The 25,941-nt window shown below is 72.8% G+C and carries 21 protein-coding genes; 11 read left to right on the top strand and 10 right to left on the bottom strand.

Annotated features, from left to right (window positions below; genetic code table 11):
• The first annotated feature begins 44 nt into the window (after window positions 1-44).
• The 4 genes from ACWDRB_RS20380 (at window position 45) to ACWDRB_RS20365 (ending at window position 4,222) form a co-directional block, all read left to right on the top strand.
• Complete coding sequence (locus ACWDRB_RS20380) at window positions 45-917, top strand: NAD(P)H-binding protein (protein WP_449895867.1); 873 nt, start codon at window positions 45-47, stop codon at window positions 915-917.
• Window positions 918-1,085: 168 nt separating this feature from the next.
• Window positions 1,086-2,384: a GH39 family glycosyl hydrolase gene (locus ACWDRB_RS20375; RefSeq protein WP_449895865.1), complete on the top strand. Its 1,299-nt coding sequence runs from the start codon at window positions 1,086-1,088 to the stop codon at window positions 2,382-2,384.
• 73 nt (window positions 2,385-2,457) lie between these two features.
• Entirely contained in the window at window positions 2,458-2,706 is a 249-nt protein-coding gene (locus ACWDRB_RS20370) for a hypothetical protein (protein ID WP_350726989.1), read from the top strand.
• Window positions 2,707-2,743: 37 nt separating this feature from the next.
• Window positions 2,744-4,222: a S8 family serine peptidase gene (locus ACWDRB_RS20365; protein ID WP_449895863.1), complete on the top strand. Its 1,479-nt coding sequence runs from the start codon at window positions 2,744-2,746 to the stop codon at window positions 4,220-4,222.
• Window positions 4,223-4,255: 33 nt separating this feature from the next.
• Here the strand turns inward: ACWDRB_RS20365 and ACWDRB_RS20360 are convergent, their stop codons facing one another.
• Complete coding sequence (locus tag ACWDRB_RS20360; RefSeq protein WP_449895861.1) at window positions 4,256-4,849, bottom strand: TetR/AcrR family transcriptional regulator; 594 nt, start codon at window positions 4,847-4,849, stop codon at window positions 4,256-4,258.
• An 82-nt stretch (window positions 4,850-4,931) separates the two neighbouring features.
• Here ACWDRB_RS20360 and ACWDRB_RS20355 point away from each other — a divergent pair, with 82 nt between their 5' ends.
• The 4 genes from ACWDRB_RS20355 to ACWDRB_RS20340 all read left to right on the top strand — a co-directional run bounded on the left by ACWDRB_RS20355 (window position 4,932) and on the right by ACWDRB_RS20340 (window position 10,303).
• The gene (locus ACWDRB_RS20355; RefSeq protein ID WP_449895859.1) at window positions 4,932-5,747 is read left to right on the top strand and encodes an alpha/beta hydrolase family protein; all 816 of its coding nucleotides are present in this window, start codon (window positions 4,932-4,934) and stop codon (window positions 5,745-5,747) included.
• An 88-nt stretch (window positions 5,748-5,835) separates the two neighbouring features.
• Window positions 5,836-7,239 carry an arabinose isomerase gene (locus ACWDRB_RS20350; RefSeq protein WP_449895857.1) on the top strand — a complete coding sequence of 468 codons (1,404 nt, stop codon included), beginning with the start codon at window positions 5,836-5,838 and terminating at the stop codon, window positions 7,237-7,239.
• Between the two features lie 127 nt (window positions 7,240-7,366).
• The gene (locus ACWDRB_RS20345) at window positions 7,367-7,981 is read left to right on the top strand and encodes a TetR/AcrR family transcriptional regulator (RefSeq protein ID WP_363972521.1); all 615 of its coding nucleotides are present in this window, start codon (window positions 7,367-7,369) and stop codon (window positions 7,979-7,981) included.
• A gap of 228 nt (window positions 7,982-8,209) precedes the next feature.
• Window positions 8,210-10,303: a GAF domain-containing SpoIIE family protein phosphatase gene (locus tag ACWDRB_RS20340; RefSeq protein WP_449895854.1), complete on the top strand. Its 2,094-nt coding sequence runs from the start codon at window positions 8,210-8,212 to the stop codon at window positions 10,301-10,303.
• Window positions 10,304-10,314: 11 nt separating this feature from the next.
• On the opposite strand, the gene ACWDRB_RS20335 is transcribed toward ACWDRB_RS20340, so the two are convergent.
• The 9 genes from ACWDRB_RS20335 to ACWDRB_RS20295 form a co-directional block, all read right to left on the bottom strand.
• Entirely contained in the window at window positions 10,315-11,541 is a 1,227-nt protein-coding gene (locus ACWDRB_RS20335) for a MalY/PatB family protein (RefSeq protein ID WP_449895852.1), read from the bottom strand.
• Between the two features lie 181 nt (window positions 11,542-11,722).
• Entirely contained in the window at window positions 11,723-12,049 is a 327-nt protein-coding gene (locus ACWDRB_RS20330) for a hypothetical protein (RefSeq protein WP_357735456.1), read from the bottom strand.
• A 52-nt stretch (window positions 12,050-12,101) separates the two neighbouring features.
• The gene (gene secD, locus ACWDRB_RS20325) at window positions 12,102-14,315 is read right to left on the bottom strand and encodes a protein translocase subunit SecD (protein ID WP_449895850.1); all 2,214 of its coding nucleotides are present in this window, start codon (window positions 14,313-14,315) and stop codon (window positions 12,102-12,104) included.
• Window positions 14,316-14,354: 39 nt separating this feature from the next.
• Window positions 14,355-14,690: a hypothetical protein gene (locus tag ACWDRB_RS20320; protein WP_449895848.1), complete on the bottom strand. Its 336-nt coding sequence runs from the start codon at window positions 14,688-14,690 to the stop codon at window positions 14,355-14,357.
• A 52-nt stretch (window positions 14,691-14,742) separates the two neighbouring features.
• Window positions 14,743-15,723: a class I SAM-dependent methyltransferase gene (locus ACWDRB_RS20315; RefSeq protein ID WP_449895846.1), complete on the bottom strand. Its 981-nt coding sequence runs from the start codon at window positions 15,721-15,723 to the stop codon at window positions 14,743-14,745.
• Window positions 15,724-15,798: 75 nt separating this feature from the next.
• Window positions 15,799-17,010: a cytochrome P450 gene (locus ACWDRB_RS20310; protein WP_449895844.1), complete on the bottom strand. Its 1,212-nt coding sequence runs from the start codon at window positions 17,008-17,010 to the stop codon at window positions 15,799-15,801.
• A gap of 126 nt (window positions 17,011-17,136) precedes the next feature.
• Window positions 17,137-18,267 carry a JmjC domain-containing protein gene (locus ACWDRB_RS20305; RefSeq protein WP_449895842.1) on the bottom strand — a complete coding sequence of 377 codons (1,131 nt, stop codon included), beginning with the start codon at window positions 18,265-18,267 and terminating at the stop codon, window positions 17,137-17,139.
• An 18-nt stretch (window positions 18,268-18,285) separates the two neighbouring features.
• On the bottom strand, window positions 18,286-19,512 hold the full coding sequence (locus tag ACWDRB_RS20300) for a lanthionine synthetase C family protein (protein WP_449895840.1): 1,227 nt from the start codon (window positions 19,510-19,512) through the stop codon (window positions 18,286-18,288).
• On the bottom strand, window positions 19,509-22,523 hold the full coding sequence (locus tag ACWDRB_RS20295) for a lantibiotic dehydratase (protein ID WP_449895838.1): 3,015 nt from the start codon (window positions 22,521-22,523) through the stop codon (window positions 19,509-19,511). Before ACWDRB_RS20295 ends, ACWDRB_RS20300 begins: the two co-directional genes overlap by 4 nt.
• A gap of 157 nt (window positions 22,524-22,680) precedes the next feature.
• On the opposite strand from ACWDRB_RS20295, the gene ACWDRB_RS20290 reads away from it, so the two are divergent.
• The 3 genes from ACWDRB_RS20290 to ACWDRB_RS20280 are packed head-to-tail and all read left to right on the top strand — an operon-like array spanning window position 22,681 to window position 25,936.
• On the top strand, window positions 22,681-22,899 hold the full coding sequence (locus tag ACWDRB_RS20290; RefSeq protein WP_350726973.1) for a hypothetical protein: 219 nt from the start codon (window positions 22,681-22,683) through the stop codon (window positions 22,897-22,899).
• Window positions 22,854-24,005: a lanthionine synthetase C family protein gene (locus ACWDRB_RS20285; protein WP_449895835.1), complete on the top strand. Its 1,152-nt coding sequence runs from the start codon at window positions 22,854-22,856 to the stop codon at window positions 24,003-24,005. The genes ACWDRB_RS20290 and ACWDRB_RS20285 overlap by 46 nt, the downstream gene beginning before the upstream one ends.
• Window positions 24,005-25,936: an ABC transporter ATP-binding protein gene (locus tag ACWDRB_RS20280; protein WP_449895833.1), complete on the top strand. Its 1,932-nt coding sequence runs from the start codon at window positions 24,005-24,007 to the stop codon at window positions 25,934-25,936. Before ACWDRB_RS20285 ends, ACWDRB_RS20280 begins: the two co-directional genes overlap by 1 nt.
• Window positions 25,937-25,941 lie beyond the last annotated feature (5 nt).

Below are 25,941 nucleotides of genomic sequence, written 5' to 3'. Positions count from 1 at the left end.
GACCCGATGTCACACTCCGGTCGCCCGCTCACCTCTCAGAGGGCATGACACAGAACACGATCCTGGTGACCGGCGCGACCGGCGCCATCGGGCGCCCCCTGGTCGAGCTGCTTCTCGCCGAAGGCGCCGAGGTCCGGGCCGTCAGCCGCGCCCCGCACGGGGCGCGGCTCCCGGCCGGGGCGCAGGTCGTCGAGGGCGACCCGGCCAGGCCGGGCACGCTGGCCCGGCACCTGGACGGCGTCACCGCCGTCTTCCTGCACTCGCGCGCCATCGGCGACGCGGCCGGCGAGCTGCTCGCCCTGGCCAAGGAGCGCGGCGCGACGCGCGTGGCCGCCCTGTCGGCGATGAACATCGACGACCCGCTCGACCAGCAGCCCTCCCGCTACCGCGGCGACCGGAACAAGGAGGCCGAGACCGCCGCCGCCGGCAGCGGGCTGAGCTGGACCAGCCTGCGGGCCGGATCGTTCGCGTCCAACGCGGTCAACTCCTGGGGCGCCCAGATCCGCGCCGGCGACACCGTCCGGTACGTGCACGCGTCCTTCCAGGAGGCGCCGCTCGACGACCGGGACCTGGTCGAGGTGGCCGCCCGCGCGCTGCTCACCGGCGACCTGGCCGGGCGCCGGGTCGAGCTGACCGGCCCGCGGTCGCTGACCCACGAGGAGATGGTGCGGGTCATCGGCGAGGCGATCGGCCGGCCGCTGCGCTTCCAGGAGATCCCGCCGGAGGCGGCCGAGCGGGCCATGGTCGGGAACGGCCTGCCGCAGCCGTTCGTACGGGCCCTGATGGACAGGTACGCCAGGGGCGGCTCCCGGCCCCATCCCGTGACGGAGGAGGTGACGAAGATCCTCGGCCGCCCCGCGCGGACGTTCGCCGAGTGGGCGCGGGACCACGCCGGTCTCTTCGTGGATAACAATTAGCTGTGAACCCCGCTCCCGATGTGCCCCTTTTTGGCCACCCATGGAACGCTACAGACGGTATACCAGTGGCGAGGATCAGGTGAGAACCGGGTGGCATCGACTAGCGGGGGATCGATCTTGCGGAGGCTCGGCAGAGCGAGCGTCTTAGCGGCCGTGATGGCACTGGCCATGACCGGCTGTTCCACCGCCGGGCCCGCGGAGAAGGGGACCACGGGCGCCCAGCAGAAGGAGCAGCAGCAGGCTCCCGCCACGTCCCAGGCGGCGCCCGAGGCGCCGCCGAAGGTGGACGACGGCTGGCCGCGCTGGGGCTTCACCCATACGGGTGTCAGCGCCAACAACATCACCCCCCAGTTCGAACGCGACGTCGCCGGACGGCTCTCGCAGACCCCGATGCTGCAGAACCAGCACATCATGGGGTTCGGGGCGCTCAACCCCGAGCCCTACCCGGGGCAGTACTTCTGGGAGGACCTCGACAGCCGGATCAACCTGATGAGGGAGTCCGGCGGCGTCCCCGTCGTCACGCTCTGCTGCGCCCCCGACTGGATGAAGGGCGGCCCCCAGGGCCCCACCGAGGAGTCGGCCTGGAAGGAGCACCTGGAGGACGCCCCCTACCCCGAGCACTTCGACGACTTCGCCAAGCTGGCGGCGGCCGTGGCCACGCGGTACAAGGACGTCAAGTACTTCATGGTCTGGAACGAGTTCAAGGGCTTCTGGCGCGACCACTCCAAGCCCGCGGACTACAAGGGCTACACCGAGCTGTACAACAAGGTGTACGCCGCGGTGAAGCAGGCCCGGCCCGACGCCAAGGTCGGCGGCCCGTACCTCGGCTTCGACAGCAACGAGCGCGGCGACTCCGAGCTGCGCGGCGACTGGGGGGTCGTCAACCAGAACGTCCTGGACGCCTTCAACTACTGGTTCGAGAACAAGAAGGGCGCCGACTTCGTCGTGGTCGACGGCGCCTCGCCCACGGACGCGCACGAGCTGCTGCCCGACGAGTTCGGGGCGCTGGCGAAGTTCGGCGCGGTCACCAAGTGGCTGCGGGACAAGGTCGGCGACCTGCCGGTCTGGTGGTCGGAGTGGTACTTCGTGCCCGAGGACGGCACCACCTGGCCCGAGAACAAGCGGCTCGCGGTGCAGGCCGCCTCGATGATCGAGTTCGCGCGGAGCGGCGCCGCCACGGCCCTGTACTGGAACCCGCAGGCCAAGGACCGCGACTGCCGGCCGTGCCTGTGGGACACGCGCAGCGGCGCCGAGACGGACACCGGCCGGCTGCTGGCGAACTTCGTCAAGTGGTTCCCCGCCGGGGCCGAGCTGGACCAGGTCACCTCGTCGGACGCCAAGGTCAGGGTGCTGGCGCAGCCGCAGCAGCTGCTGCTGGTCAACACCGCGGACTCCGACGTGACCACGACCGTGGACGGCAAGGAGTACGCGCTCAAGGCGTACGAGATCAAGTGGACCGGCCGCTGAGGGTCGCAACCCCAGGGTAATCCCTGGGCCGTCCCCTGTGTCGCGGCGTGCCCCGCGGGCGGAGCCTGAGGGCATGGCCGCTGAGGGTGACATCGTCTCGGCCGAGGTCGAAGCGGCGCCCGGCCGGCAGCGCCAGGCGGCTGCCGCGCTGGCGCGGCTCGGCCTCAAGGTGCTCCACATCGGGACGACGATCAGCGTCAGCGCGCCCAGGGACGTGTGGGAGCGGGTGTTCGGCCTGCCTCAGCCGGCGGTGCCCGCCGAGCTGAGCGGAGACGTGGTCGCCGTGCACCGGGTGGAGCCGCCCGATTTCCACGCCCTCTGACGACCCGTCCACCGGTCTCATCTCGCAAAGGAGCGACATGACCACGATGACCGAGCGACGTGAGGACACCGTCTACTTCGAAGCGGCCCTGCGGCCGGAGAGCGGCGCCTCGATGTTCGCCGAATCCTCGGCGGCGCAGACCGCGAGCCTCGACCAGCTCAAGCCGGCACCCGGCCTCGCCGAGCGCACCGCGAACGCGCTGCAGGCCAAGGGCTTCACGGTACGGCACGTCGGCACGTACTCCATCAGCGGCGAGGGACCCCGGTCGCTGTGGGAGAGCACGTTCGGCACCCACGTCGAGGTGCGCCAGGCCGAGCTGACAGGCCGGCCGCCGGACGTGACCTCCACGACCGGCGCCCAGGTGTCCTATCTGTCGCACGTGAGCGGCGAGCCGTTCTCGATCCCGCCGGACCTGGAGCCGTACATCGAGCGGGCCTATCCGCAGGCCCCGCCGCGCTTCTTCGGGCCCTCCCCCATCCCGCCCCGCGTCGGCTACCACCACCTGCGGGTGCCCGACGACGTGGCGCTCCTCCTGCGCGCGCACCAGGTGCACGACCGCGGGGTGACGGGCCGCGGCGTGCTGGTCGCGATGCCCGACACGGGCTTCTACCGGCACCCCTTCTACGACCACCACGGCTACAACTACAACGCCACGCTCGCTCCCGACGCCACCGCGGTGCAGCACGACGAGTACGGGCACGGCACCGCCGAGGCCGCGAACATCTTCGCCAGCGCCCGCGACATCGACTTCGTCGGCGTCAAGATGGGGGCCAACCCCACGCTCGCCTTCAAGACGGCCTCCGACCTGTCGCCGGCGGTCATGACCAACAGCTGGGGCTTCCACCTGCCCGGCGTGGCCTCCCTGCCGAACGCGCTGCGCCCGCTGGAGCTGGCGGTCATCGAGGCGGTACGCGAGCGCGGCATCGTCGTCTGCTTCTCGGCGGGCAACGGCCACGTCGCCTTCCCGGCGATGATGCCGGACGTCATCGCGGTCGGCGGCGTCTTCGTGGACGAGACGATGGCCAACGGCGAGTTCAGGATGGAGGCCTCCGACTACGCCAGCAGCTTCGACAGCCTCATCTACGCCGGGCGGCACGTGCCCGACGTGTGCGGCCTGGTCGGCAAGCAGCCGCGGGCCATCTACATCATGCTGCCCGTCGAGCCGGGCGACGAGATCGACACGAGCCTGGCCGGACCCGGCTACCCGAACAGGGACGGCACGGGCAAGGACGACGGCTGGGCCGTGATCAGCGGCACCAGCGCGGCCTCACCGCAGATCGCCGGGGTGTGCGCGCTGCTCAAGCAGGCGCAGCCGGGGCTGTCGCCGAGCCTGGTCAAGGCCGTGCTCAAGGCGTCGGCGCGGGACGTGGTCGACGGCAAGAGCGCGATGGGCGAGGTGGCCACCGACGGTTACGACGGGCCGACCGGGTCCGGGCTCGTGAACGCGGAGGCCGCGTACCGGCTGGCCCGCTCGGTCACGCCGCGCAACCTCCACACCCTCCCGCCGCCGCGCTGACGGCTTTCCGGAACCGCCCCCGCAGCACGGCTTTCAGGAACGGGCCTCGCTCTGCCCTCGCAGCAGGGCGAGGGCCGCCTGCTTGGCCGTGGCGGCGGCGTCGCGCTCGCCGTGGTGGTCGGCCAGCACGGTGGCGCCCTCCACCAGCATCAGCAGCTGCCTGCCCAGGACCTCCGGCTGCCGGGCCCCGGCCCGGCGGGCTATGCCCGTCAGCAGGTCGAGGTGGCGGTCGAGGTGCCGGGCGGCGACGGTGCGCGGGACGCCGTCGTGCCACTGGGCGGACGCGTTGACGATCGCGCAGCCGCGGAAGGCGGGCTCGGCGTACCAGCCGGCGAGCGCGTCGAAGACCGCGGCGAGCTGAGCGGCCGGGTCGTCGCCGGCCGCTTCCGCGGCCTCGCGCAGCCAGCGTACGACGTGGTCGCTGCGGGCCTCGAGCACGGCCTCGACCAGCCCGTCCTTGGAGCCGAAGTGCCGGTAGAGGGTCTCCTTGGACGCGCCGACGGTCGCGCACAGCTCGGCCACGCCGATGCCGTCGAGGCCGCGCTCGTACAGCAGGCCGGTGGCGGCGCGCAGGATGGTCGCCCGGGTCTGGACGGGGTCGAGGGACGCGCCTTTGGGTACGGGCATGCGTCAGATGGTACCGGCCGGTTCCAAGTCTCTGCTAAGTTTCACGTCGAAACGACCGGTTCGATGACGTACGGAGACCCGCGTGACCGACGTGTACGACCCTCCCGCCACCCTCGCGCCGCCGGCCAGCACGCCCGCGGTCACGTTCGAGAGCGGCGGCCACCGGCTGCTCGGCGTCCTGCACCTCCCGGCCGGGCCGGGACCCCATCCGATCGTGGTGCTGCTGCACGGGTTCCCGGGCAACGAGCGCAACTTCGACCTGGCCCAGGCGCTGCGCCGGGCCGGCTACGCGGCGCTGGTCTTCCACTACCGGGGGTCGTGGGGCGCCGGCGGGACCTGGTCGTGGCGCCATGTGCTGGAGGACGCGGCCCGCGTGGTGGAGTCGGTACGCCTGGACGCCCGGCTGGATCCGGCGCGGCTGGGCGTCGTGGGGCACAGCATGGGCGGGTTCGCGGCGTTGATGACGGCCGCCGCCGACCCCGCGGTCCGCGCGGTCGCCTCGGTGGCGGCGTTCGACGTGGGCGCGGGCGCGGCGGCCTGCCTCGCGGACCCGGCGGTGCGGGAGGGGTACCTGCGGGACTGGGAGGGCGAGCTGCTGCCGCTCCAGGGCACCAGCGCCGCGGCGCTGGTGGCCGAGATGGAGGCGGCGGGGCAGGAGTGGAGCCTGGCGACGCTCGCGCCGCGCCTGGCCGACCGGCCCGTGTTGCTCGTCGGGACGGGACGCGACCCCGTCACGCCCGCCGAGACGCACCACCATCCGCTGGTCCGGGCCTACGAGGCGCATCCGGTGCCGCGGCTGGAGCACCACCTCTTCCCCACCGACCACGCCCTGTCCGACCACCGGCTGACCCTGGCCCGCACGGTCGTGGACTTCCTGGACCGCACGCTCCACTCTTGATGCCCTATGGTGAGGTTTCGGAAAAGATCTATACTTTTGTCCGAAACTCTCCCGGCACCCACCCTTCACCCCTCAGGAGGGCATCACCGTGGCAAGCAAGACGAAGACCCGTGTCGGACTGGTCGCCGGCGGGCTGGGCGCATATTGGCCGCAGTTCCCCGACCTGCTCCCCCAGCTCCAGCGATCGGCCGACCGGGTCTCCGAACGGATGCGGGAGCTGGACGCGGAGATCGTGGACGTCGGGTTCATCTCCGACGCCCAGGAGGGCGCGGTGGCGGCCGAGAAGCTGCGGGCCGCGGACTGCGACCTCATCGTCGGGTTCCTCACCACGTACATGACGGCCACCATGCTCGTGCCCATCGCGCAGCGCAGCGGCGCGCCCGTGCTGCTGATCAACCTGCAGCCGACCGAGTCGATGGAGCACGCCACGTTCGACACCGGCCAGTGGCTCGCCTACTGCGGCGCCTGCCCGCTGCCCGAGATGGCCAACGCCTTCCAGCGGTGCGGCATCCCGTTCCGGTCGGTGTCGGGCTACCTGGAGGACGAGCGTGCCTGGGCCCGCATCACGAGCTGGGTGCGGGCCGCCGGGGCCCGCGCGGCCCTGCGGCACGGCCGGCACGGCCTGATGGGGCACCTCTACCCCGGCATGCTGGATGTCTCCACCGACCTCACGCTCGTCTCGGCGAACTTCGGCGGGCACGTCGAGGTGCTGGAGTTCGACGACCTGCGGGTACGCGTGGAGAAGGTCACCGACGCCGAGGTCGCCGCCAAGCGCGCCGAGACCGAGAAGATCTTCGAGCTGGCCGACAGCGTCAACGCCGTCGACCTCGAGTGGGCCTGCCGCGTCTCCGTCGGCCTGGACCGGCTGGTGGAGGACTTCTCGCTGGACAGCCTGGCGTACTATCACCGCGGCCTGGACGGGGAGACGCACGAGCGGCTGGGGGCCGGGATGATCCTGGGCGCGTCCCTGCTCACCGCGCGCGGCATCCCGGCGGCCGGCGAGTTCGAGCTGCGCACCAGCCTGGCCATGCTGATCATGGACCGGATGGGCGCGGGCGGGTCGTTCACCGAGCTCCAGGCGCTGGACTTCCACCGGGGCCACGTCGAGATGGGCCACGACGGCCCCGCCCACCTGGCCATCAGCGCCCGCAGGCCGCTGCTGCGCGGGCTCGGCGTGTACCACGGGAAGCGGGGTTGGGGCGTCTCCGTGGAGTTCGACGTCAAGCACGGGCCGGTGACGGCGTTCGGGATCATCCAGCGCCGCGACGGCCGCTTCGCCCTGGTGGCCTCGGAGGGCGAGACCGTGGACGGGCCGCACCTGCAGATCGGGAACACGACGTCCCGCGTGGACTTCGGCCGGGACCCCGGCGAGTGGACCGACGACTGGAGCGCGACCGGCATGTCCCACCACTGGGCCCTCGGCACCGGCCACCGCGGCGCCGAGCTCAAGGCTCTGGCCCACCTGCTGGAAACGGAGTACATCCAGGTGTGACCCCTGGGCGTTCCTGCCGGGCCCGGGCCGCCGGAGGGCCCGGCAAGGGCGTTCGAGGGACTACTTTTGCCTCCGCTTGTCGATCGATTAACGGACCGCATGCCGCTCCGGATCTAGGGTCGCGTCCATGGGCTCTCCAGAAGGCGGCGAGCGGGAGTTGATCCTGCGGACGGCGACCAGGCTGTTCGCCGCGCTCGGCTACGACGGCACCTCCACCGAGCAGATCGCGGAGGCCGCGGGGCTGGACACGGCGGCCCTCAGCGCGCATTTCCCCACCAAACGGGGGCTCTACCTCACGGTCATGGAGGAGGCCCACCGGGTGCTGTCCGAGGTCATCGTGGCCAGGGCCGACGAGCTGCGGGACACGCCGCCCGAGCGGCGGCCGGAGGCGCTGCACCGGTTCGTGGACGGGTACATCGACCTGTGCGCCGAGCATCCGGAGGTGCCCGCGCTGTGGATGCACCGCTGGCTGTCCGACGCCAGCGACATCGATCTGGAGCCGCTCAACGCCCAGCCGCTGACCCAGCGCGCCATCGACAGCATCGACGCGATCGCCAAGCCCGCGGACGCCGACGCGCAGTTCACCACGTACACGATGATCTGGTGCATTCACGGGTTCACGCTGAGCGGGGTGCTCGACGGGACCGGGCAGCGCCGCAACACCGACGATCCCCGCACGTTGCGGCGCTTCCGCGCGCACATGCATCAGCTGCTCGACCGGGCGCTCAAGCTGTCCGCGTGATCGTCGCCGGCCCGCGGAGAGGGCTTCAAGAATCTCCGAACAGGAGGGCCGCTTCATGACGAACATTTCGCGAACACGTCAAGCGAGATCTTCCTCGGCGCCCCTCCGCTAGATCTACACCCTGGCACACCGTAAGCAATCTGCTCCATGCGTGCGTGTATTCTGCCCATATGCGAGGTTTCAGGCAATTCGGGCGCTCGCACGTCGTGAGCGAGACGGGCTGAGGCGGTGCGGGGGAACGGCGCCCTGACGACTGGTTCGTCCCTCCTGGACGAGCTGCTGGTCGAAGCCGTCGTCAGCACACGGGCGCACATAGGCCACCTCTATCTCCTGGACGAGGACGGCGACGTCCTGAAGATGGACAGCCAGCTCGGGCTTCCTCCCATGATCGCCAAGGCGTGGGCCAGGGTCAGGACGAACGACCGCGCGCCGATCGCCACGTCGGTGTGCGAGCAGCGGCTGGTCTGGGTCCCCGACAGGGAGGGCCTGGCCCGCGAGTTCCCGTCGGCGGCGCTGTCCGTGCCGTACGACTTCGCGGCCGCCGCGCACCCCCTCATCTCCGACGGCACCGTCTGGGGCGGCTTCGTGCTGTTGTGGCCGGCGGGGCGGGTGAGCCGGCTGACCCAGCGCCAGCTCGACCGGATCGAGGACATCAGCGCACAGATGGCCGAGGTTCTCCAGGAAGCGGCCGATCAGGGGCAGCCGATCAGGCCGGGGCCGCGGCCCCGGGTGCTGGACCCGAAGCGCAAGGCCGACCCGCGGCCCGACCTGATCGCGCTCGACTGCCTGAACCGGCTGCCCGAGGGCCACAGCTCGCTGGACGTGAACGGGCGCGTGACCCTCCTCAGCGCCCCGGCCGCCGACCTGCTGCTCAGCTCCGCGTCCGAGCTGCTCGGCAAACGCCTGGACCAGGCGCTGCCGTGGATGAACGACCCCGCGTACGAGGACGCCTACCGCGCCGCGGTCGTCGGCCGCCAGGTCACCCACTTCACGATACGCAACCCCGCCGGGCGCCAGCTGTCGCTCCGGTTCTTCCCCGGCCTGTCCGGGATCACCGTGCGCATCACGCCGGCCGTCGGCGCCCGCGGCCCGGGCCACCTGGCGGCCGGCGCCGAGCGGCCGGCCCCGAACGTCGCGCTGCACGAGGTCCTTTACCTGGCGACCAAGCTCTCGCGGGCGGTGACCGCGCAGGAGGTGGTCGACCTGGTGGCCGACCACGTCATGCCCGTCTACAACGTCCAGGCCCTGGCCATCCTGACCTCCAAGGGCGGCCGGCTGCGTGTGGACGCCTCGCGCGGCTACAGCCCGCAGGCCATCCAGGAGTTCGACGGCCGTCCCGTGATCCCGCCGGACCCGGCCAACCACTCCTTCGACGCCGGCCAGCCGACGTTCTTCTCCGCCTGGGACGAGCTGCGCAAGGCGTACCCGGGCGCCGTCCGCTCGGACGACATGTCCGCCTGGGCCTTCCTGCCGCTGGTCATCTCGGGTCATCCGATCGGCACGTGCGTCCTCGCCTACAACCGGCCACACCAGTTCAGTACGAGCGAGCGGGCCACGCTGACGGCGCTCGCGGGGCTGATCGCGCAGGCGTACGAGCGGGCCCGGCTGTACGACGTCAAGCACCAGCTCGCCCAATGCCTGCAGAAGAGCCTGCTGCCGCGCAGGCTGCCCGAGATCTCCGGCCTCGAACTGGCCGCCCACTACCTGCCCGCCACCCCGGGAATGGACATCGGCGGCGACTTCTACGACCTCATCCGCCTGACCGACACCATGGCCGCGGCGGTCATCGGCGACGTGCAGGGCCACGACGTGACCGCGGCCGCCCTCATGGGCCAGGTGCGCACCGCCATCCACGCCCACGCCACCTCCGGGGCCAGCCCGGGCGAGGTGCTCGCGCGTACCAACCGGCTGCTCAGCGAGCTGTCCCCCGACCGGTTCACCAGCTGCCTGTACGTCAACATCGACCTGCGCAAGCGCATCGCCTGCCTGGCCAGCGCGGGGCACCTGCCGCCGCTGTTCGGCCGGCCCGGGTGGCGTACCGAGGCCATCGACTCCTCCCCCGGGCTGCTGCTCGGTGTGGACCCCGACTCCGAGTACGCCACCACGGAGGTGCCGATGCCGCCCGGCTCCGTCCTGGCCCTCTACACCGACGGCCTCATCGAGGAGCCGGGCCGCAGCATCGGCGAGGCCATCGACGACCTGGCCGAGCGCTTCACGCCCTCGCCCGGCCAGCCCCTGCACGACCTGGCCGAGTCGCTCATCAAGCAGGCCACGGCCGAGCAGCGCATGGACGACATCGCGGTGCTCCTCTGCAGGACGTGAGGCGCCGGCCCTCAGGGCTCGCGCACGGCGCGACCCATCCTGGACAGCGCCTGGCGCAGGATGTCCGGCGACGTGGCGAAGTTGAGCCGCACGCAGCCGGCCCCGCCGGAGCCGAAGACATGCCCTGAGCTCACGGCGACGCGGGCGCGGTCGAGGAACAGCTTCGCCGGTCCGGCGACGTCGCTGACGACGCCGAGCTCGTCGCTCTGCCCCTCCTCGTGCAGGCCGAGCCAGGTGCAGTCGAGCCAGGCGAGGTAGGTGCCCTCGGGCGGTCGATAGCGCGCCTCAGGGAGGTGTTCTGCGATGAGTTGACCCAAGAGGGTGCGATTCGCGTCGAGGCCGAGTATCAGCTCGTCGAGCCAGGTTCCGCCTGCGCGGAACGCCGCGGTGTGCGCGATGACGCCCAGGTGGCTGGGGCCGTGACCGACTTCCTCGGGCATGCGCCGGAGCTCGTCGACGGCGTCGGCGCCCGCGATGACCAGGGCGGCTTTGAGACCGGCGAGGTTCCAGGCCTTGGACGCGGAGGTCAGCGCGAAGCCGTTCTCGGATCCTTCGATGCCGAGAAACGGGACGAAGGTGGCTCCGGGCAACACGAGCGGGGCGTGGATCTCATCGGATATCACCCGGACGCCGTGCTTTCGGGCGAGCCAGGCGATCGCCTGCAACTCATCACGGGTGTGGACGACGCCGGTCGGGTTGTGCGGGTTGCTCATGAGGAACGCCGCGCGACGGCCCTGGCTCCGCGCGCGGACGAACGCCTCTTCCAGGGTGTCGAGGTCGACCCGCAGATCCGGGCCGAGCCGCGCCTCGACGATCTTCCTCGCGTCGTGCGTGACGAACGCGTAGAAGGGCGGATAGACCGGCGAGCACACGACGACCGCGTCCCCGGGGCCGGTGATCAGGCGGAGGACCTCGACGATGCCCATCATGACGTCGGGCACGACGGCCGTGTGCTCGACGCGCAGGCCGTCCCACCGCCATCGCCGCCGGGCGAACTCCGCGAGAGCCTCGGCGTAGGCGGTCCCGTACGGGTATCCGGTGTCGCCGAGGTCGATCACCCGGTGCAGCGCGTCGGCGATGGGACGGGCCAGCGGCACGTCCATCTCCGCCACCCAGAGCGGGAGCACGTCATCGGGGTGCGCGCGCCACTTCATGCTCGTGCGCTCGCGCAGCTGTTCGAGCGACAGCTGCACGAGAGGATCGGCCCGCCGGCCGACTTCGGAACCTGCCCTCTTCATCCGATCACCTCGTGGCCCTCTCCCGCTCGATGATTGACCAGCAAGGTTAGGCGAGTGCCGACGGCCCGACCAGAGGCTCCTGCCGAATGTGGCAATAAGCACGGTGAATGGCTGGCGCGAGGCGGCCGGCGTGGTCGTGACGGAGCCGAACAGCCCGCTGACCCCGTCGTCGCAGCGGCGCCTACGGTTCGAACCTGACCCGTCCGACGACGGACGGCGTGGCGCGGCTGACCATCACCTCCCCGCGCTCGACGGCGGTCTCCCGCACCCCGAACCGGGCCCCGAGGCTCTCCTGGACCCCGGTCACCGCGCTCTCGGCACGGGAGGCCGCCTCCGCGTCCCCGAACATCGTGATCGTCATCACGGTCCCCCCGCCGGTGTCGACGGCGGTGTAGAGGACCGACCCCACCTGCTCGGGGACGCGGTCGGCGAACTCCCGGTCCACGTGCTTCACCATCTCGGTGATCGCGCTCGCGTCCGCGCTGTAGTGCCTGACTATCGCATACATGCGGATCACGCTATATCCCCATACGAGGACTTTCAAGTCCCCAGATAAGGACTTAGACCACGGCTCCGGAGACGCGCCGGCGCTTGACGGGCGGCCCCGGAGGCGGCTTGCGGTCGAACCGGGCCAGCCAGACGGCCAGCGGCCCAGCCACGAAGGCGGACGACAGCGTGCCCGCCACGATCCCGGTCACCAGCGCCAGCGCGAAGTCCCGCAGGGAGTCCCCGCCGAAGGCCATGAGCGCGAGCAGGATGAACAGCGCGCCGAGGCCGGTGTTGACCGTGCGCGGCATGGTCTGCAGGATGGCCGAGTTCACCGCCGTGACGAACGGGCTGCGGGGTGACCACAGCTCGCGTACCCGGTCGAAGACCACGACCTTGTCGTTGACCGAGTAGCCGACGATGGTCAGCATCGCGGCCAGGAAGATCCCGTCGACCGGCTTGCCGAGCCACGCGAACATGCCCGCCACCACGGTCACGTCCACCAGCAGCGCCAGCACCGCCGCCGCGCCGAACGTCCACCTGAACCGGATCGCCAGGTAGGCCAGCTGCATGGACACGGCCACGCCGAGCGCGACGAGGGCGTTGCGGCGCAGCTCCTCGCCCAGGCTCGGGCCGACGAACTCCTCGCTCCGCTTGGTCACCTCCCCCGCCTGCCGCTCCAGCTCCTGCTCGATCCTGGCCACGTCGTCCAGGCCGAGCTGCCCGGCGCGTACGGTGACGCCGTCGCCGCTGGCCTGCACGACCGCAGAGGGGAACCCGGCACGCGAGACGGCCTCCCCCGCGACATCGGCCGACAGGGGCTTCGCGGTGGCGAACTCGACGAGCCGCCCACCGGTGAACTCCACGCCGAAGTTCAGCCCGCGGGCGAGCAGCCCGGCGACGGCCGCCGCCACCAGCGTGCCCGCGATCGCCAGCCACAGCCTCCTGGCCTTCATGAGCTGGGGGTTCCTGCGCGTCAGCCAGGTCCTTACGGCTCCCGGCGAGCCCAGGCCCGACAGGCGCGGCCCGACCCGGCCGATGACGGCGTGGGCGAGCACGCGGGTGATCAGCATGGCCGAGACCAGCGAAGCCAGCACGCCGACGGCCAGCGTCACGCCGAAGCCCTTGACCGGCCCCGAGGCCAGCCAGAACAGCAGGCCCGCGGCGATGAGGGTGGTGACGTTGGAGTCGGCGATGGCGCTCCAGGCGTTCCTGAACCCCCGGTCCAGGGCCGCCTTCAGCCCGCGGCGGCCGCGACCCTGGTCGTACTCCTCCCTGGCGCGCTCGAAGACCAGCACGTTGGCGTCGATGGCCATGCCGATCGCCAGCACGAACCCGGCCAGCCCGGGCAGCGTGAACGTCGCCCCCATCGCCACCAGCGCCGCGTACGAGATCAGGCCGTAGCAGGCGAGCGCGAGCGTCGAGAGCAGCCCGGACATCCGGTAGACCGCGACGATGAAGGCGGCCGTCAGGACCAGCCCGGCGACCGCCGCCTTGGCGCTCGCGTCGATGGCCGCCGCGCCGAGCGTCGGGCCGACCGTACGCTGCTCGACGATGGTGAGCGGCACGGGCAGCGCGCCACCCTTGATCAGCACGGCCAGGTCGCGGGCCTCGTCGTGGGTGAACGAGCCCGTGATGTCCGCGCTCCCGTCGGCGATGCCGGTACGGCACGGGATCGACGGGTCGAGCGGCGGCGAGGAGATGACCTCGTCGTCGAGCACGATCGCGATCCGGCGCTTGGGGTCGCCCACCGGCTCGCACGCCGCCGCGCCGCTCATCCGCTGCCAGGCGCCGGCGTCGCGGAAGTCGATGCTCACCCACCAGCCGGGGCCGCGCTGGGGGTTGCTCTGCTGGACGGCGTCGGCGATGCCGTCGCCGGTGATGGCGGCGGGCCCGAGCCGCAACTTCCCGCCGTTCTCGTCACGTACGTCACCCTCGTTGCCGAGGACGGGGTGGAAGGCGAGCTGCGCGGTACGGCCGATGACCTCGGCCGCCTGCCGCGGGTCGAGCACGCCGGGCAGCTCGACGATGATCCGCCGCTCGCCGGAGCGGACCAGGGTGGGATCGACCACGCCGAGCGCGTCCGCCCGCTGGCGGAGCACGTCGAGGGCGCGGTCGGTGGCGGCCGAGTCGGCCTTGACGGTGGGCGAGTCCCTCGTCTCGAAGACGAGCTGGGTGCCACCGCGTAGATCCAGGCCCAGGCGCGGGGCGCTGACCAGGGCCAGGATCAAGGAGATCGCGATGACGGCAAGGGCCGTCACCGCACGCCAAACAGGCGCACGGAACATGAAAGCCTCCACAGGCTCAGATGTGCGAAAAGGGGATCTTCAGCACTCTGTGGAGGGAGGCCCCCGCGCGGGGGCCGCCGCCGGGCGGCGGTCGGCGGGGACGTCGGCGGCCGGGCTCGCGACCACGGCCGCCCAGCCCCGCCGCGGCTGCGGCAGGACCGACGGCAGCACGGCCGGCCCCGCGGGCGGGGCGGTGCCGAGCAGGCCTTGCCGGGCCTGGCCCACGGTCTCCCGGTACGGCTCCCGCTGGAGCCCCGGCTGTTCCTGGACCCTGGCGTGCACCGCCACGACGTGCGAGGCGACCTGGGCATGGGCGGAGGCCGGCAGGAACCACGACAGGAGAAGAAGCAACGCCGCAGGCAGCGTCGTGCGCATGTCGCCTCCTTCTCCTCGAGCCTCAACCTAGCCCAGGAAAGGCGTCACCGGGTCAAGGACAAGGGCTGAGCTGGAAGTGCCAGACGACCGCGACCGGCATGCCGCTCATGGCCGCGTCCGCGGCATCCGGGCACCAGTACATGATCTCGTAGGAGCCCTGCGGCGGGAGCGGGTCCGGCGGGCGGGTGCCGGGGACCAGCGGCAGGGGCGGGCGGCGCGGCTCCTCGCAGTGGCGCACCTGGAAGCCGAGCGGGAGTGCGGCGGCGAGGTAGTCGCTGAGCGAGCGGGGCCGGTCGGCCGGCAGCGCGGGGCTGCCGTCCGGCCCCGGGCTGGGCGCGGCCGGGGCCAGGTAGGTCGCCATCGGGTGCGGGTCGGTGATGATCAGGTGACCGCCCGTACGCAGCACCCGCGCGAACTCCGCCAGCACCGGCGCCAGCTCCGGCACGTGCACCAGCGCGAGGGCGCACACGACGGTGTCGACCGCGTCGTCGGGCAACGGCAACCGATGCAGATCACCCATGGCCAGCCCCACCGCGGGCACGACCTGACCCGACCGCTCAGCCGAAACGTCCGCTTCCAGGCCCCGCCGGCCCTGCGCGGGCGAGACGTTCGGGTCCGGACGCCGCCGGGCCTGGGCGAGCATCTCGGGTGAGGTGTCGACGCCGATGACGCGGTGGCCGAGCTCGGCCAGGTACGCGGCGTGCCTGCCGGTGCCGCAGGCGGCGTCCAACGCGATGCCGACCGGGAGGCCGTCGAGGATGCGGCGGACCACGGGCTGCTCGGAATCGATCATCTGGTTGCCGCCCGCGTCATAGTGCGGCGCCCACGTCCGGTACACCTCCCGCGACCCGATCGCGCCGACCTCGGCCGTCACCCCGTCCGCGTCGGCCAGGGCGGGCGCGTCGAGCAGCGCGCGGACCTCGGCGATCCGGGCCCGCACGAACGCGCGGTCCGAGCGGCCCTCCCGGAAGGCCCGCAGCAAGGCCACACCCTCCAGGCCCAGCAGGTAGCCCAACGGGCTCAGATAGGTCACCGCCCGACAATAACGACCCGGCTCCGGACGGCTCCACGGATTATCCCCGGCACCGATGCGTCCTGCGGCGACAGCTCACATGGAGAGCTCCCAGGTCACCGGCAGCGCCACCGGTCCCCGTACGACCATCCCGCTCTTCCAGACCAGTTCCTCGTCCGCGACCGCCGCCCGCAACCCGGGGAGACGGCGCAGCAGGGTGGCGAGCGCCACCTGGAGCTCCATCCGTGCCAGCGCGGCACCGGCGCAGAAGTGCGCTCCGTGGCCGAAGGCGAGGTGGGGCCGGGGCGGGCGGGTCAGGTCGAGCCGCTCCGGGTCGGCGTACACGCGCGGGTCCCGGTTGGCGGCGTAGAACGCGGCGAACACCGGCTCCCCGGCCCGCACGGTCCCGCCGCTCAGCTCGACGTCCTCCGTCGCGTACCGGGGGATGAACGTCGATCCGGTCGCCATCACCGGGACGTGCCGCAGCAGCTCCTCCACCGCCCCCGCCACGTCCGCCTTCCCACCCCTGACCAGCAGAAGCTGGGCGGGGTCGGACACCAGCGCGTAGGCGAAGTTGGCGATCTGACTGGCGGTCGTCTCGTACCCGGCCGCGAGCAGCGTCATCAGGAACCCGATCAGCTCCTCCTCCGACAGGCCATCCCGCTCGTCCCGCGCCTGCGTCAGCGCGCTGATCAGGTCGTCCGACGGGTTCTCGCGCCGCCGCGCCACCAGCCCGGCGAAGTAGGCGCCGAGCTCGCCCAGCCGCGCCGTCTTCTCCTCCAGGGGGATCGCCGTCGTCGTCATGTACGCGTCGGCCCAGGTCTGGAACGTCGGGCGGTCCTCGTACGGGACGCCGAGCAGCTCGCAGATGATGACGGCGGGCAGCGGCACGGCGTACGCCTCGACGAGGTCGGCGGGCGGCCCCTCGCACACCATCCGGTCCAGGAGCTCGTCGGCGATCCCCTCGGCCCGCGGGCGCAGCAGCTCCACCCGGCGGGCGGTGAAGGCCGTGCCGATCAGCCGCCGCATCCTGGTGTGCTCGGGCGGGTCGAGGTCGGTGATCCCGCCGGGCACCGGCTCGGGGTACATGCGCGGCGGGTCCCGCGTGGCCGCGGCCGCGCGGCCGAAGCGGGAGTCGCCGAGGACCGTGCGGACGTCCTCGTAGCGGGTCACCAGCCAGGCGGGTTCGCCGTACGGCATGGTGATCCTGGCCAGCGGCTCGTGCTCGCGCAGCCAGGCGTACCCGGCGTCGAGCTCCAGCCGGTCCGGCGGGCCCAGCGGGTAGGACCGCGCCTCGGGATCGCTCATGGCAGCCCTGGCCCGGTGGCGAACGGGAACACAGGTGGTGCATGAGACTCGGCCATCGCGGCACTCCTCATCGCTTGCACCCAAGCTGACACCCACGCCGCCCGCTGTCCAGCGCCGGGAGAGCGCTCAGGGGGCGGGCGGCGCGCACAGGCCGAGCTCGACCAGAGCCTGAGCGATCTTGACGGCCTCGCCGGGGTCCCCGGAGAGCTCGCCGACCTTCACCGGGCCGCTCATGAGGAGTTCGCAGGCCGCCGCGACCGCGTCCGGCACGCGGAAGGTCCGGTGGCCGGCCTTGATCCGCGCCTCGCCGACCAGCGGCCACGTGCCGGGACGCAGCGAGATCCGGTCGGAGGGCCCGATCGGGGCACCGAGCAGCGCCTGGCTGAAGAGCCCGCCCTGGTGCGCCTCCCCGAAGGCGGTCCTGCCGTAGATCATCTCGTGGACGGCGGGCGCGGTGGCGGTCTCGGTCAGCGCCGCCGCGAGGCGGTCGGCGTACTGCCTGACCATGGGCTGGACGCGCTCGGCGAGGCCGGCGCCCATGGGCAGCGCCGCGGCGTACTCGTCGGAGCGCAGCAGGTCGGTGACGAACCCCTTCAGCAGGTCCGCCCAGGTCAGGGTGTTGACGCTGATCGTGACGTGGACGGAGGCGGAGGCGGCCGTCCGCACCAGGTGCGGCATCCCGCGGGGGACGTGGAGCACGTCGCCCGCGCGCAGCTCGTACGTGGAGCCGTCCCCCTCGGGGGCGACGAGCTTCCCGCCGCCGGGGTTCGGCACGATGTCGTCGAACAACGTCCACTGCTTGGCGCCGTGCGCCTGGATCACGATGATGTCCTGGGCGTCGCAGTGGACGTCGAACGCCCGCGCGCCCGGCGGCGCGACGTAGACGTTGGCGTCCACGGGGTGCCCGACGTCCCGCTCGACGGTCTTGCAGAGCTCGTGCAGGCGCGGGAGCAGGAGGTTCACGGTGCCCAGGACCAGGGTCGCGCCCTCGCGGTAGAGCCCGACCACCTTGCCGGGATCGATCACGTCGTCGAGACCGGCGTAGCCGAAGGTGGACGGCGAGGTGTAATGGGCCGACGGGAGGACGGACCCGTCCTTGACCACGCGGATCCCGGGCGCCCGCAGGCCGCTGCCGGTCAGGACGCGGTCGATGTCCGCCACGGAGGCGATCTCGCCGGGATCCGGCACCGCGCCCGGACGGAAGACCGCCCGCCGGGCCGGGAATTCGTCGCCCACGAGGTCCGCGAGGCTCAGCATGGTCCATCTCCTCACATGTCAGTCGAGCAGCAGGGCGGCGTCCCAGCCCGTCGCGGGTGGCCGGCCGGTCGCGTAGTGGTGCAGCGCGAGCGCGATCCCGGCCGCTCCCTCGAGCAGTCCCACGCGGTCCGGAGCCACCTCGGTGCCTCCCGTCGCGGAGTACCGGAAGCCGAACGGGGCCTCGGGGCGGAACTCGCCGGCGACCCGTGCGGCCAGCCCGTCGGCCGCTTCGAGCAGCGCCTCGTCGCCGGTCTCCCGCGCCACGCGGCAGGTGACGTGGAGCATCCCGGCCCAGCCGTGGCACAGGCCCGCGTCGACCATGCCCCAGTCGTCCCAGGGGCGGGCGAGCGCCGTACGGAGCCCGCGCAGGGCGGCCTCCCGCCACTCCGGCCGGTCGAGCGCCTGTCCCGCCAGGAAGAGGGCCCGGGCGACACCCGCGGCGCCGTAGCACCACGCGGGCCGGATGGGCGGCCCGGCGGGGACGGCCCGTTCGAGCTGGTGCCGCAGGGGGACGGTGGGCGGCCAGGAGCCGTCGTGTTCCCATTCGAGCAGCCAGGTCGCGATGCGTTCCATCGCCTCCTCGTGGCCCGGCAGCCGGAAGCCGTCGCGGTGGGCGATGGCGAGCAGGGCCAGCGGGCCGGGGATCCCGTGGGCGAGCCCGAGGTTGAAGTGGCCCTCGCCGGCGGGCGCGCCCCTGACGGAGGCGTGCGGCACCAGCCAGCCGGGGACGTGCTCCGCGCGCGGCTCGGTCAGCGCGATGAGGTACGCCAGCGGCTCCGTGTCGCCGTACGACAGCGCCAGGCGGCCCAGGCCGGTGAGCCCTTCGATGACGTCGTACGCGCTGAAGCTCACCTCGCCCCGGCTCGTCTCCTCCTCGGCGCGCCGCTTGATCAGCTCCCGCACGGCCGGCTCCGCACGGGCCAGCAGCCCGGCGTAGTCGCCCGGCCGGGTGACCGCCGCCCTGATCGCGAACAGCAGCGCCGGCAGCCCGTCGATCAGCCCCTGCCGCCCCGCCTGGGACCTGGCGGCCGCGGCGAGGAACGCGTGGGCGTTTTCGCGGCGGCCGAGCTCGCTGTGCAGGAGCGCGACGCCGAGATAGCCCTCGTTCAGCGACATCGCGTGCCAGACCAGCGGCTGCCGGCCGTCGGCTAGCCGGTCCTTGTTGGCCGAGGCGACCCGGGCCACCTCCACGGGGTCGGCCAGCCGCCGCGCGACCTCCTCGACGATCTCCGCCACCTCTGTCATCGCCCGTGCCTCGCCCGGTCGCGCAGGGCCTGGACGGCGCCGCGGGCGATGGCGTACGAGGCGTCCTCGGCGGTCTTGGAGGCGCCGACCAGCCGGTTGTGATGCATGTGCAGCAGCGCCTGGAGGGGTGACCTGCGGTCGAGCGAGCGGATCAGCTCGCCGTACGCGGCCACCGCCGGCCTGCGGGCCCGCCAGATCTCCGCCAGCCGCGGGTCGAGGCCCGTGCCGCCGACGACCTCGACGGCGCTGCGCCTGATCGCCTGGAACGCGCGATGGTGCTCGTCCACCGGGTACGCCGCCAGCAGCCGCTCCTCCCACCCCGGCCCGTGGAAGGCGCGGGCCAGGTCGACGTAGTTGGCCGCGGCGAGGAGCTCCGGCCGCAGGTCGAGCTGGAGGCGCAGCTGCGCCAGCACCGCTTCGCTGTCGGCCGCGAACACCCGCTCGGCCGCCTCCAGCGCCTCCGGCCCGCCGTACCGGTCGATCTCGGGCTCGTACGTGTCGAGCTGCACGGTGCGGGCGAGCCCGGCCCGGCACAGGTCGGCGGCCCAGTCGTGCACCAGGGGCAGCACGTCGCGGTGGAGCGGGGCCGGATCCCCGTGGAAGCGCAGGCGCAGGTGGGCGCCGGGATCGAAGTAGCGGATGAAGAACCAGCGGTCCACACCCTCGGGCAGCGCGCCCAGCAGCACGGGGAGCCGCTGCCTGAGCAGGTCCGTGTGCCGGTCGGCCGAGGCGTACAGCTTGGCGAACAGCCACTCGCCGCCGGGGTGATGCCGCACGACCTGCGTCCCCGCGCGGGCCGAGGTGCGCACCGCGGGCTCCGGCGCGGCCGAGCGGAGGGTCACGGCCAGCTCGTTGGCGTGGCCGCCCAGCCAGCCCGCCCCGAACCCGCTGCCGCCCGGCGCCTCCACCAGCAGGGTGCTCGGCCTGCGGGCCAGCTCGTCGCGGAGGATGCGGCGGTGCAGCGGGGCGTCGAGGTCGAGCCCGATGCGGTTGTCGCCGTTGGTCAGGTAGACCTCGTCGGGCACCTGCCACCGCTCGCGCCAGGCGTCGAAGCTCCGGTCCCAGTCGGCGTCCGGCGCCTTCCTGTCGTTGAGCTCGGCGGCGGGCCGCCAGATCGCCGAGGCCAGGATCGTACGGCCGCGGCGCACGCGCGGCAGGAACGGCAGCACGCCGCCCGCCCCGGCCCAGTCCCACTCCTTGCACGCCCGGTGCCGGTCCTCGCCCAGCTCGTAGATGAAGCGGACCAGCTCCAGGGCGACGCGGGGGACCACGAGCATGTGGAGGGTGGCGGGCACGATCTCCGTGCCGAGCCGCGGACAGAACAGGAACAGCCGCTCGCCGGTCGCCCCCACCGCCAGGTCGTCGAGGGTGAGCACCGACGGGTCGCCACGGTCGGCGTACCGGCCGATGGGCAGCGTGCGCTCGGCCAGGGTCGGCACGCGGGCCACGTTCGAGATCCGCGACCACGCCGGCTGGAACGTCACCTGCGCCGGCACAGCGCCTCCACCCGGGCCTACAGCCGGGCCTCCAGCCGGGCCCCCGCCCTCGGCCTCGCGCCACAGCCGCGCCGTCTGGTCGCGCAGCTCGCCGAGAAGGTACGTGAAGCGCCCGCTCATGGCCCCGCCACGGCGCGAGATCGGCATGTTCGCGAGCACCAGCCGGAAGTCGCCCCGGTCCAGCGCCTCCACCGAGTCGGCCAGCAGGTGGGCGCCGACCTCCAGCACCTCGGGCAGCCGCCCGTCGTCCGCGGTGGCCAGCCGGGCGAGCGTGGCGTCGTCCAGCTCCACCTCGCGCACGCCGTCGAAGACCGCCCCCTGGGCCAGCTCGCCGAGCACCTTGTCGCGGTAGCGGTTCTGCTCGGGGTCGGCGTCCGCGCGCTCGGAGGCCCGGTAACCGGCCGGGGCGCCCAGCCCGAACTCGGGGTCCAGCAGCTCCTTGATGGGGACGAGCCGGGCGGTGCCGTACCTCGTCACGAACTCCTCGAAGTAGCGGCGCAGGTGGCCGGAGCCCTGGTCGGGCGGCGTGATGCGGGCCAGGACACCGGCCGCCGACTCGAACTCGGCCGCCACCTCGCGCGGGAGCCGCACGTCCACGTCGAGCTTCAGGTCCACGTGCGGCGCGTGGTGGTCGGGGCGCAACCGCCTGGTGGCGCGGAGCAGGTCGTTCCAGGCGGGCAGTCCCTCGCCGGGCACGGGCTCCGTGTACGCGCGCAGCGCCGCGGAGACCGCCTCAAGCCCTTCGTCACGCGGGAGCCGGCTCGCGACGTGCGCGATCGGGTCGGGGGAGTCGTCGGGGGGAACCAGCTCGGTCAGCAGCACCGTACGCTCGACGAGCTGCGCCAGCACGCCCTCCACCTGCTCGCGCGTCCCCTGCGGGAAGGCCGTGCGGAGCTGCTCCGCCAGCTCGCCGAACGGCACCGGCCGCCGCGCCCGCTCCATCACCGCGCGGACCAGGGCGGTCAGGCGGACCGACACCTCGCGCACCGCGCCCTCGCCGTCCTGCGGGAGGTACGGCAGGGCCAGCCGGTCGCCGCGGGCGAAGCACAGGTCGTTGAGCACGACGCGCACCCGCCGCAGCACCTCGGGGTCGCGCTCATGGTCGCGGATCAGCGCGAGCAGCCAGGCCGTGTCGGGGCGCACCCCCTTCTGGTGGTGCTCGCCGATCCTGGCCTTGGCCGAGTCGTCGAAGCGAGCCGCCGCCACCCCTGCCATCAGGCCGAACGGGGTGGGCCTGGTGGCCATGCGCAGCACGTAGCGGGTCGTGGAGACGACGGCGCGGCGCAACTTCTTCGGCTCGACCGGGCGGCCCTCGTGCACGGCGTCGAGCGTGTGCGCCAGCGACGGGCTGGAGACCGCGATCGCCTCCCTGACCAGGGGGTCGGCCGTGACGGTCCGGAGGTATCCCGCCGGGTCGCCGTGGTCGCTGCGCGTCCCGTGCCCGCGCGCCGCCGGGAGCGCGCCCATCCGCAGCAACGCGAATTCGGCGGCGATGAATCCTGCCTTGTCGGCCACCTGCTGCCCCTTACCTGTGTCCGGGTTGACTGAGGACCGTACCATCGCATTTTCGCTGCCGTAAAACCCTTCCAAGTTATTCGAAACGGCGACTCCAAGGTCGTCCGCTCTGTAAGGTCACTCACCGATCAACTCTTACGAAGAAAATGGAGATGATATGAGCCCAGTGGCCCAGATCGACCTCGGCGAGGACGTATTCGACCTCGACATCGAGCTCGTCGTGGAGTCCGGCGCCGTTCCGCCGATCTATGCCTGCAGCGGCTCCGACGACACCTGCGGGACCCAGGTGTCGTGGAGCGGGACGTGTAATGGCACGCGGGACTGCGGCACGTGTTCGCCCACGTACGGGGCCAAGGCGCCGGGCCGGTGCATCTGATCACCGGCACACGGAGGGCCGCCGCCCTGGCCATCGCGCAAGAGGTGGCGGCCCGCCTGGCCCGGCCGGAAACCCATTCTCCCGAACCAGCCCTTGGGCCTGGTTCGCTGGCGCGCGGAAAACTCGGACTAGTCCCGCTTTATGCGGCACTGGATGGCATGGCGCCGAATTCAGAATGGGACGTGTCCGGGCATCATATTCTTAAGGACGTTACATTTACCGGGCCGGCGGAAATGGCCGGACTTTTCTCCGGAGGGCTCGCCGGATTCGGGGTCGCGGCTGCTCTGATGGGGCGGCGCGCGGGCCGTTACGGGAAGGTGCTCGGGCGGCTGGACGCGGCGGTGGGGCCCGTGGCGGGCCACGATCTCATCGACGGGACGGCGGGCGCCGCCGTCTACCTGCTCATGAGACCTCCGTCCCCCGGCCTGGAGGCCGTGGCCCGCGAGCTCGTGCGGGGCGCCTCGGCGTGCCCGCCGTTCCCCATGCGCCGGATCCCGCCGGGCTGGTCCGTCGGGGACGGATACGCCGACTGCGGCCTGGCCCACGGGGTCGCCGGGCCGCTCGCCGTGCTGTCCCTGCTCAGTGGGCAGGTCGGGGAGCTCGCGCGGCCCGCCGTGAAGGCGCTGGCCGAGTGGCTGCTCGATGCGGCGGTGCAGGACGAGTGGGGTACGGCGTGGCCCGCGGGTGTGGACGGCACGCGGACGTACTCCTCGCCGCGGCGGGCTTCGTGGTGCTACGGGGTTCCGGGTGTGGCGCGGGCGCTGTGGCTGGCCGGGGAGGCGCTGGACGAGCCCCGTTACCGCCGCGCCGCCCGCGACGCGATGGCCGGGCTCCTCGAAGCCCCGGACGGGTGGGGGCTGGACTCGCTGGGCGTGTGCCACGGGCTCGCCGGGCTGATGCTGATGACGGCGACCTTCGCGGGCGCCGAATTCGGGCCGGCGGTGGAGGGGCTGTTCGATCGGCTGTGCGCCGCCTACGACAGCCGCCTGCCGCTCGGCTTCGACGCGGCCGGGCCCGGACTGCTCAACGGCGCGGCGGGGATCGCCCTGGCACTGCTGGCCGTGACGGATGACCTGCGGGCGGCGTCCATGTTCCTGGCGGCTTGATGGGGCGGCATCGCGCGGGCGCGCACGACGCCCCGGTCCGCGGGGTCCCCGGGCGCGACCCGCTGTTCGGCCGGGGCATCCGCCTGTCGTTCGGCCAGCTCAGGCACGAAGGGGCGGGACTGCGTACCGGCTTCGTGTCGATGCTGCGCGAGCTGCCCGGCCTGATCTCCGTCTCGGTGCGGCTGGCGCGGCAGGCGGCGCCGAGAGCCCTCGTCGCCGTGCTGGTCGCGGAGTTCCTCGGCGGGGTGGCGACGGTGGTCACGCTGCTGGCCACGTACCGGGTGCTCGTACCCCTCATGACCGGTGGCCCGACGGCGGAGCGGATCGCGGCGGGCATCCCCGCGCTCGCCGCGATGGCCGGCGCGGCCGCGACCGGCAGCGTCATGCGGGCGATCAGCAAGGCGGCGGTCAGCCGCCTGGGGCCCAAGATCGAGCGCCTGGCCTACACGCGCCTGCTGGAGGGGGCCGCAGGCGCGGAGCTGGGGGCGCTGGAGGAGGCGGGGTTCCACAACCTCCTGGAAGCCGCCCGGCAGGGCACCCGCTCGGCACGCATCGTGATCACGGAGGCGGCCCAGCTGCTCGCCGGGCTCACCACCCTGCTCGCCGTCGGAAGCGTGCTCGGGGTGCTCCATCCGCTGCTCCTGCCGCTCCTGCTGGCCACGGTCGTCCCGAAGGGCTGGAGCGCCGTACGCTCGGCCCGCGCCCGCTTCGCCTCCGTCAAGCGGCAACTGGAGCTCACCCGGCAGCTCGACGTGCTCAGCGGGCTGCTCACCCGTCCCGACGTCGCGCCCGAGATCCGCGCCCACGGCGCGGGCCCGTTCCTGCTCGGGCACTACGGCCGGCTCTCCTCGCTGGCCGAGGGCGAACAGGCCCGGCTGGGCCAGGACGAGGCCCGCCTCGCGCTGGCCGGGGACGCCGTCTCCGGCGTCGCGACCGCGATCACGTACGCCACCCTCGCGGGGCTGCTGATCGCCGACGCCATCCCGCTCGCCGCCGCCGGTGCCGCCGTCATCGCCATCCGCACCGCGAAGGCCGGGCTGACCAGCCTGGTGCTGTCGATCAACCAGGTGTACGAGCAGGGCCTGTTCGTCCTGGAATGGGAACGGGCCTGCGCGGAGGCCGCCAGGCAGCGCCTGCGCAGCGGACCCATCCCCCTTCCGCCGCACCCCGTCGAGATCCGGGCCGACAACCTCACCTTCACCTACTCCGGGCAGACCCGGCCCGCGCTCGACGGCGTCAGCGTCCGGATCCTGCCCGGCGAGATCGTGGCCCTCGTCGGCGCCAACGGCTCCGGCAAGAGCACCCTGGCCAAGCTGCTGGCCGGCCTCTACCTGCCGACCAGCGGCAGCGTCAGCTGGGGCGGCGTGCCCATCGAGCTCCTGAACCGCCGCAGCGTCTTCGACCGGATCGCCCTCGTCGCCCAGGACTTCGCCCGCTGGCCCGCCACGGCCCGCGTCAACCTGGCCCTCGGCCGCGCCGACCGGGCCGATGACCGCGAACGCCTGAGACGCGCCGGGGCGGCCAGCGGCGCGGACACCGTGGTGGCGTCCCTGCCCGACGGCTGGGAGACGCTGCTGGCCCGGGAGTTCATGGGCGGGACCGAGCTGTCGGGAGGGCAGTGGCAGCGCATCGGACTGGGCCGCGCGTGGTTCCGGGACGCGTCCGTACTGGTCTTCGACGAACCCACCTCGGCGCTCGACCCCAGGGCGGAGATCGAGATCTTCGACAAGGTCGCGGGACTGGCCGCCGTCGGGCGCACGGTCATCCTCATCACCCACCGCCTCACGTCGGTGACGCGCGCGGACCGCATCTACGTGTTCGAGGCCGGGAAGGTCGTGGAACATGGCACCCACGAGAGCCTGATGCGCGTGGGCGGCTCGTACGCGGCGATGTACCGCCTCCAGGCCGCCCAGTACGCCCACGCCGACTGACACCC

The organism is Nonomuraea sp. NPDC003707, assembly GCF_053587055.1.
Note: the sequence above shows the minus strand (reverse complement) of the source record. Positions and strands in the feature narration are given on the sequence as shown.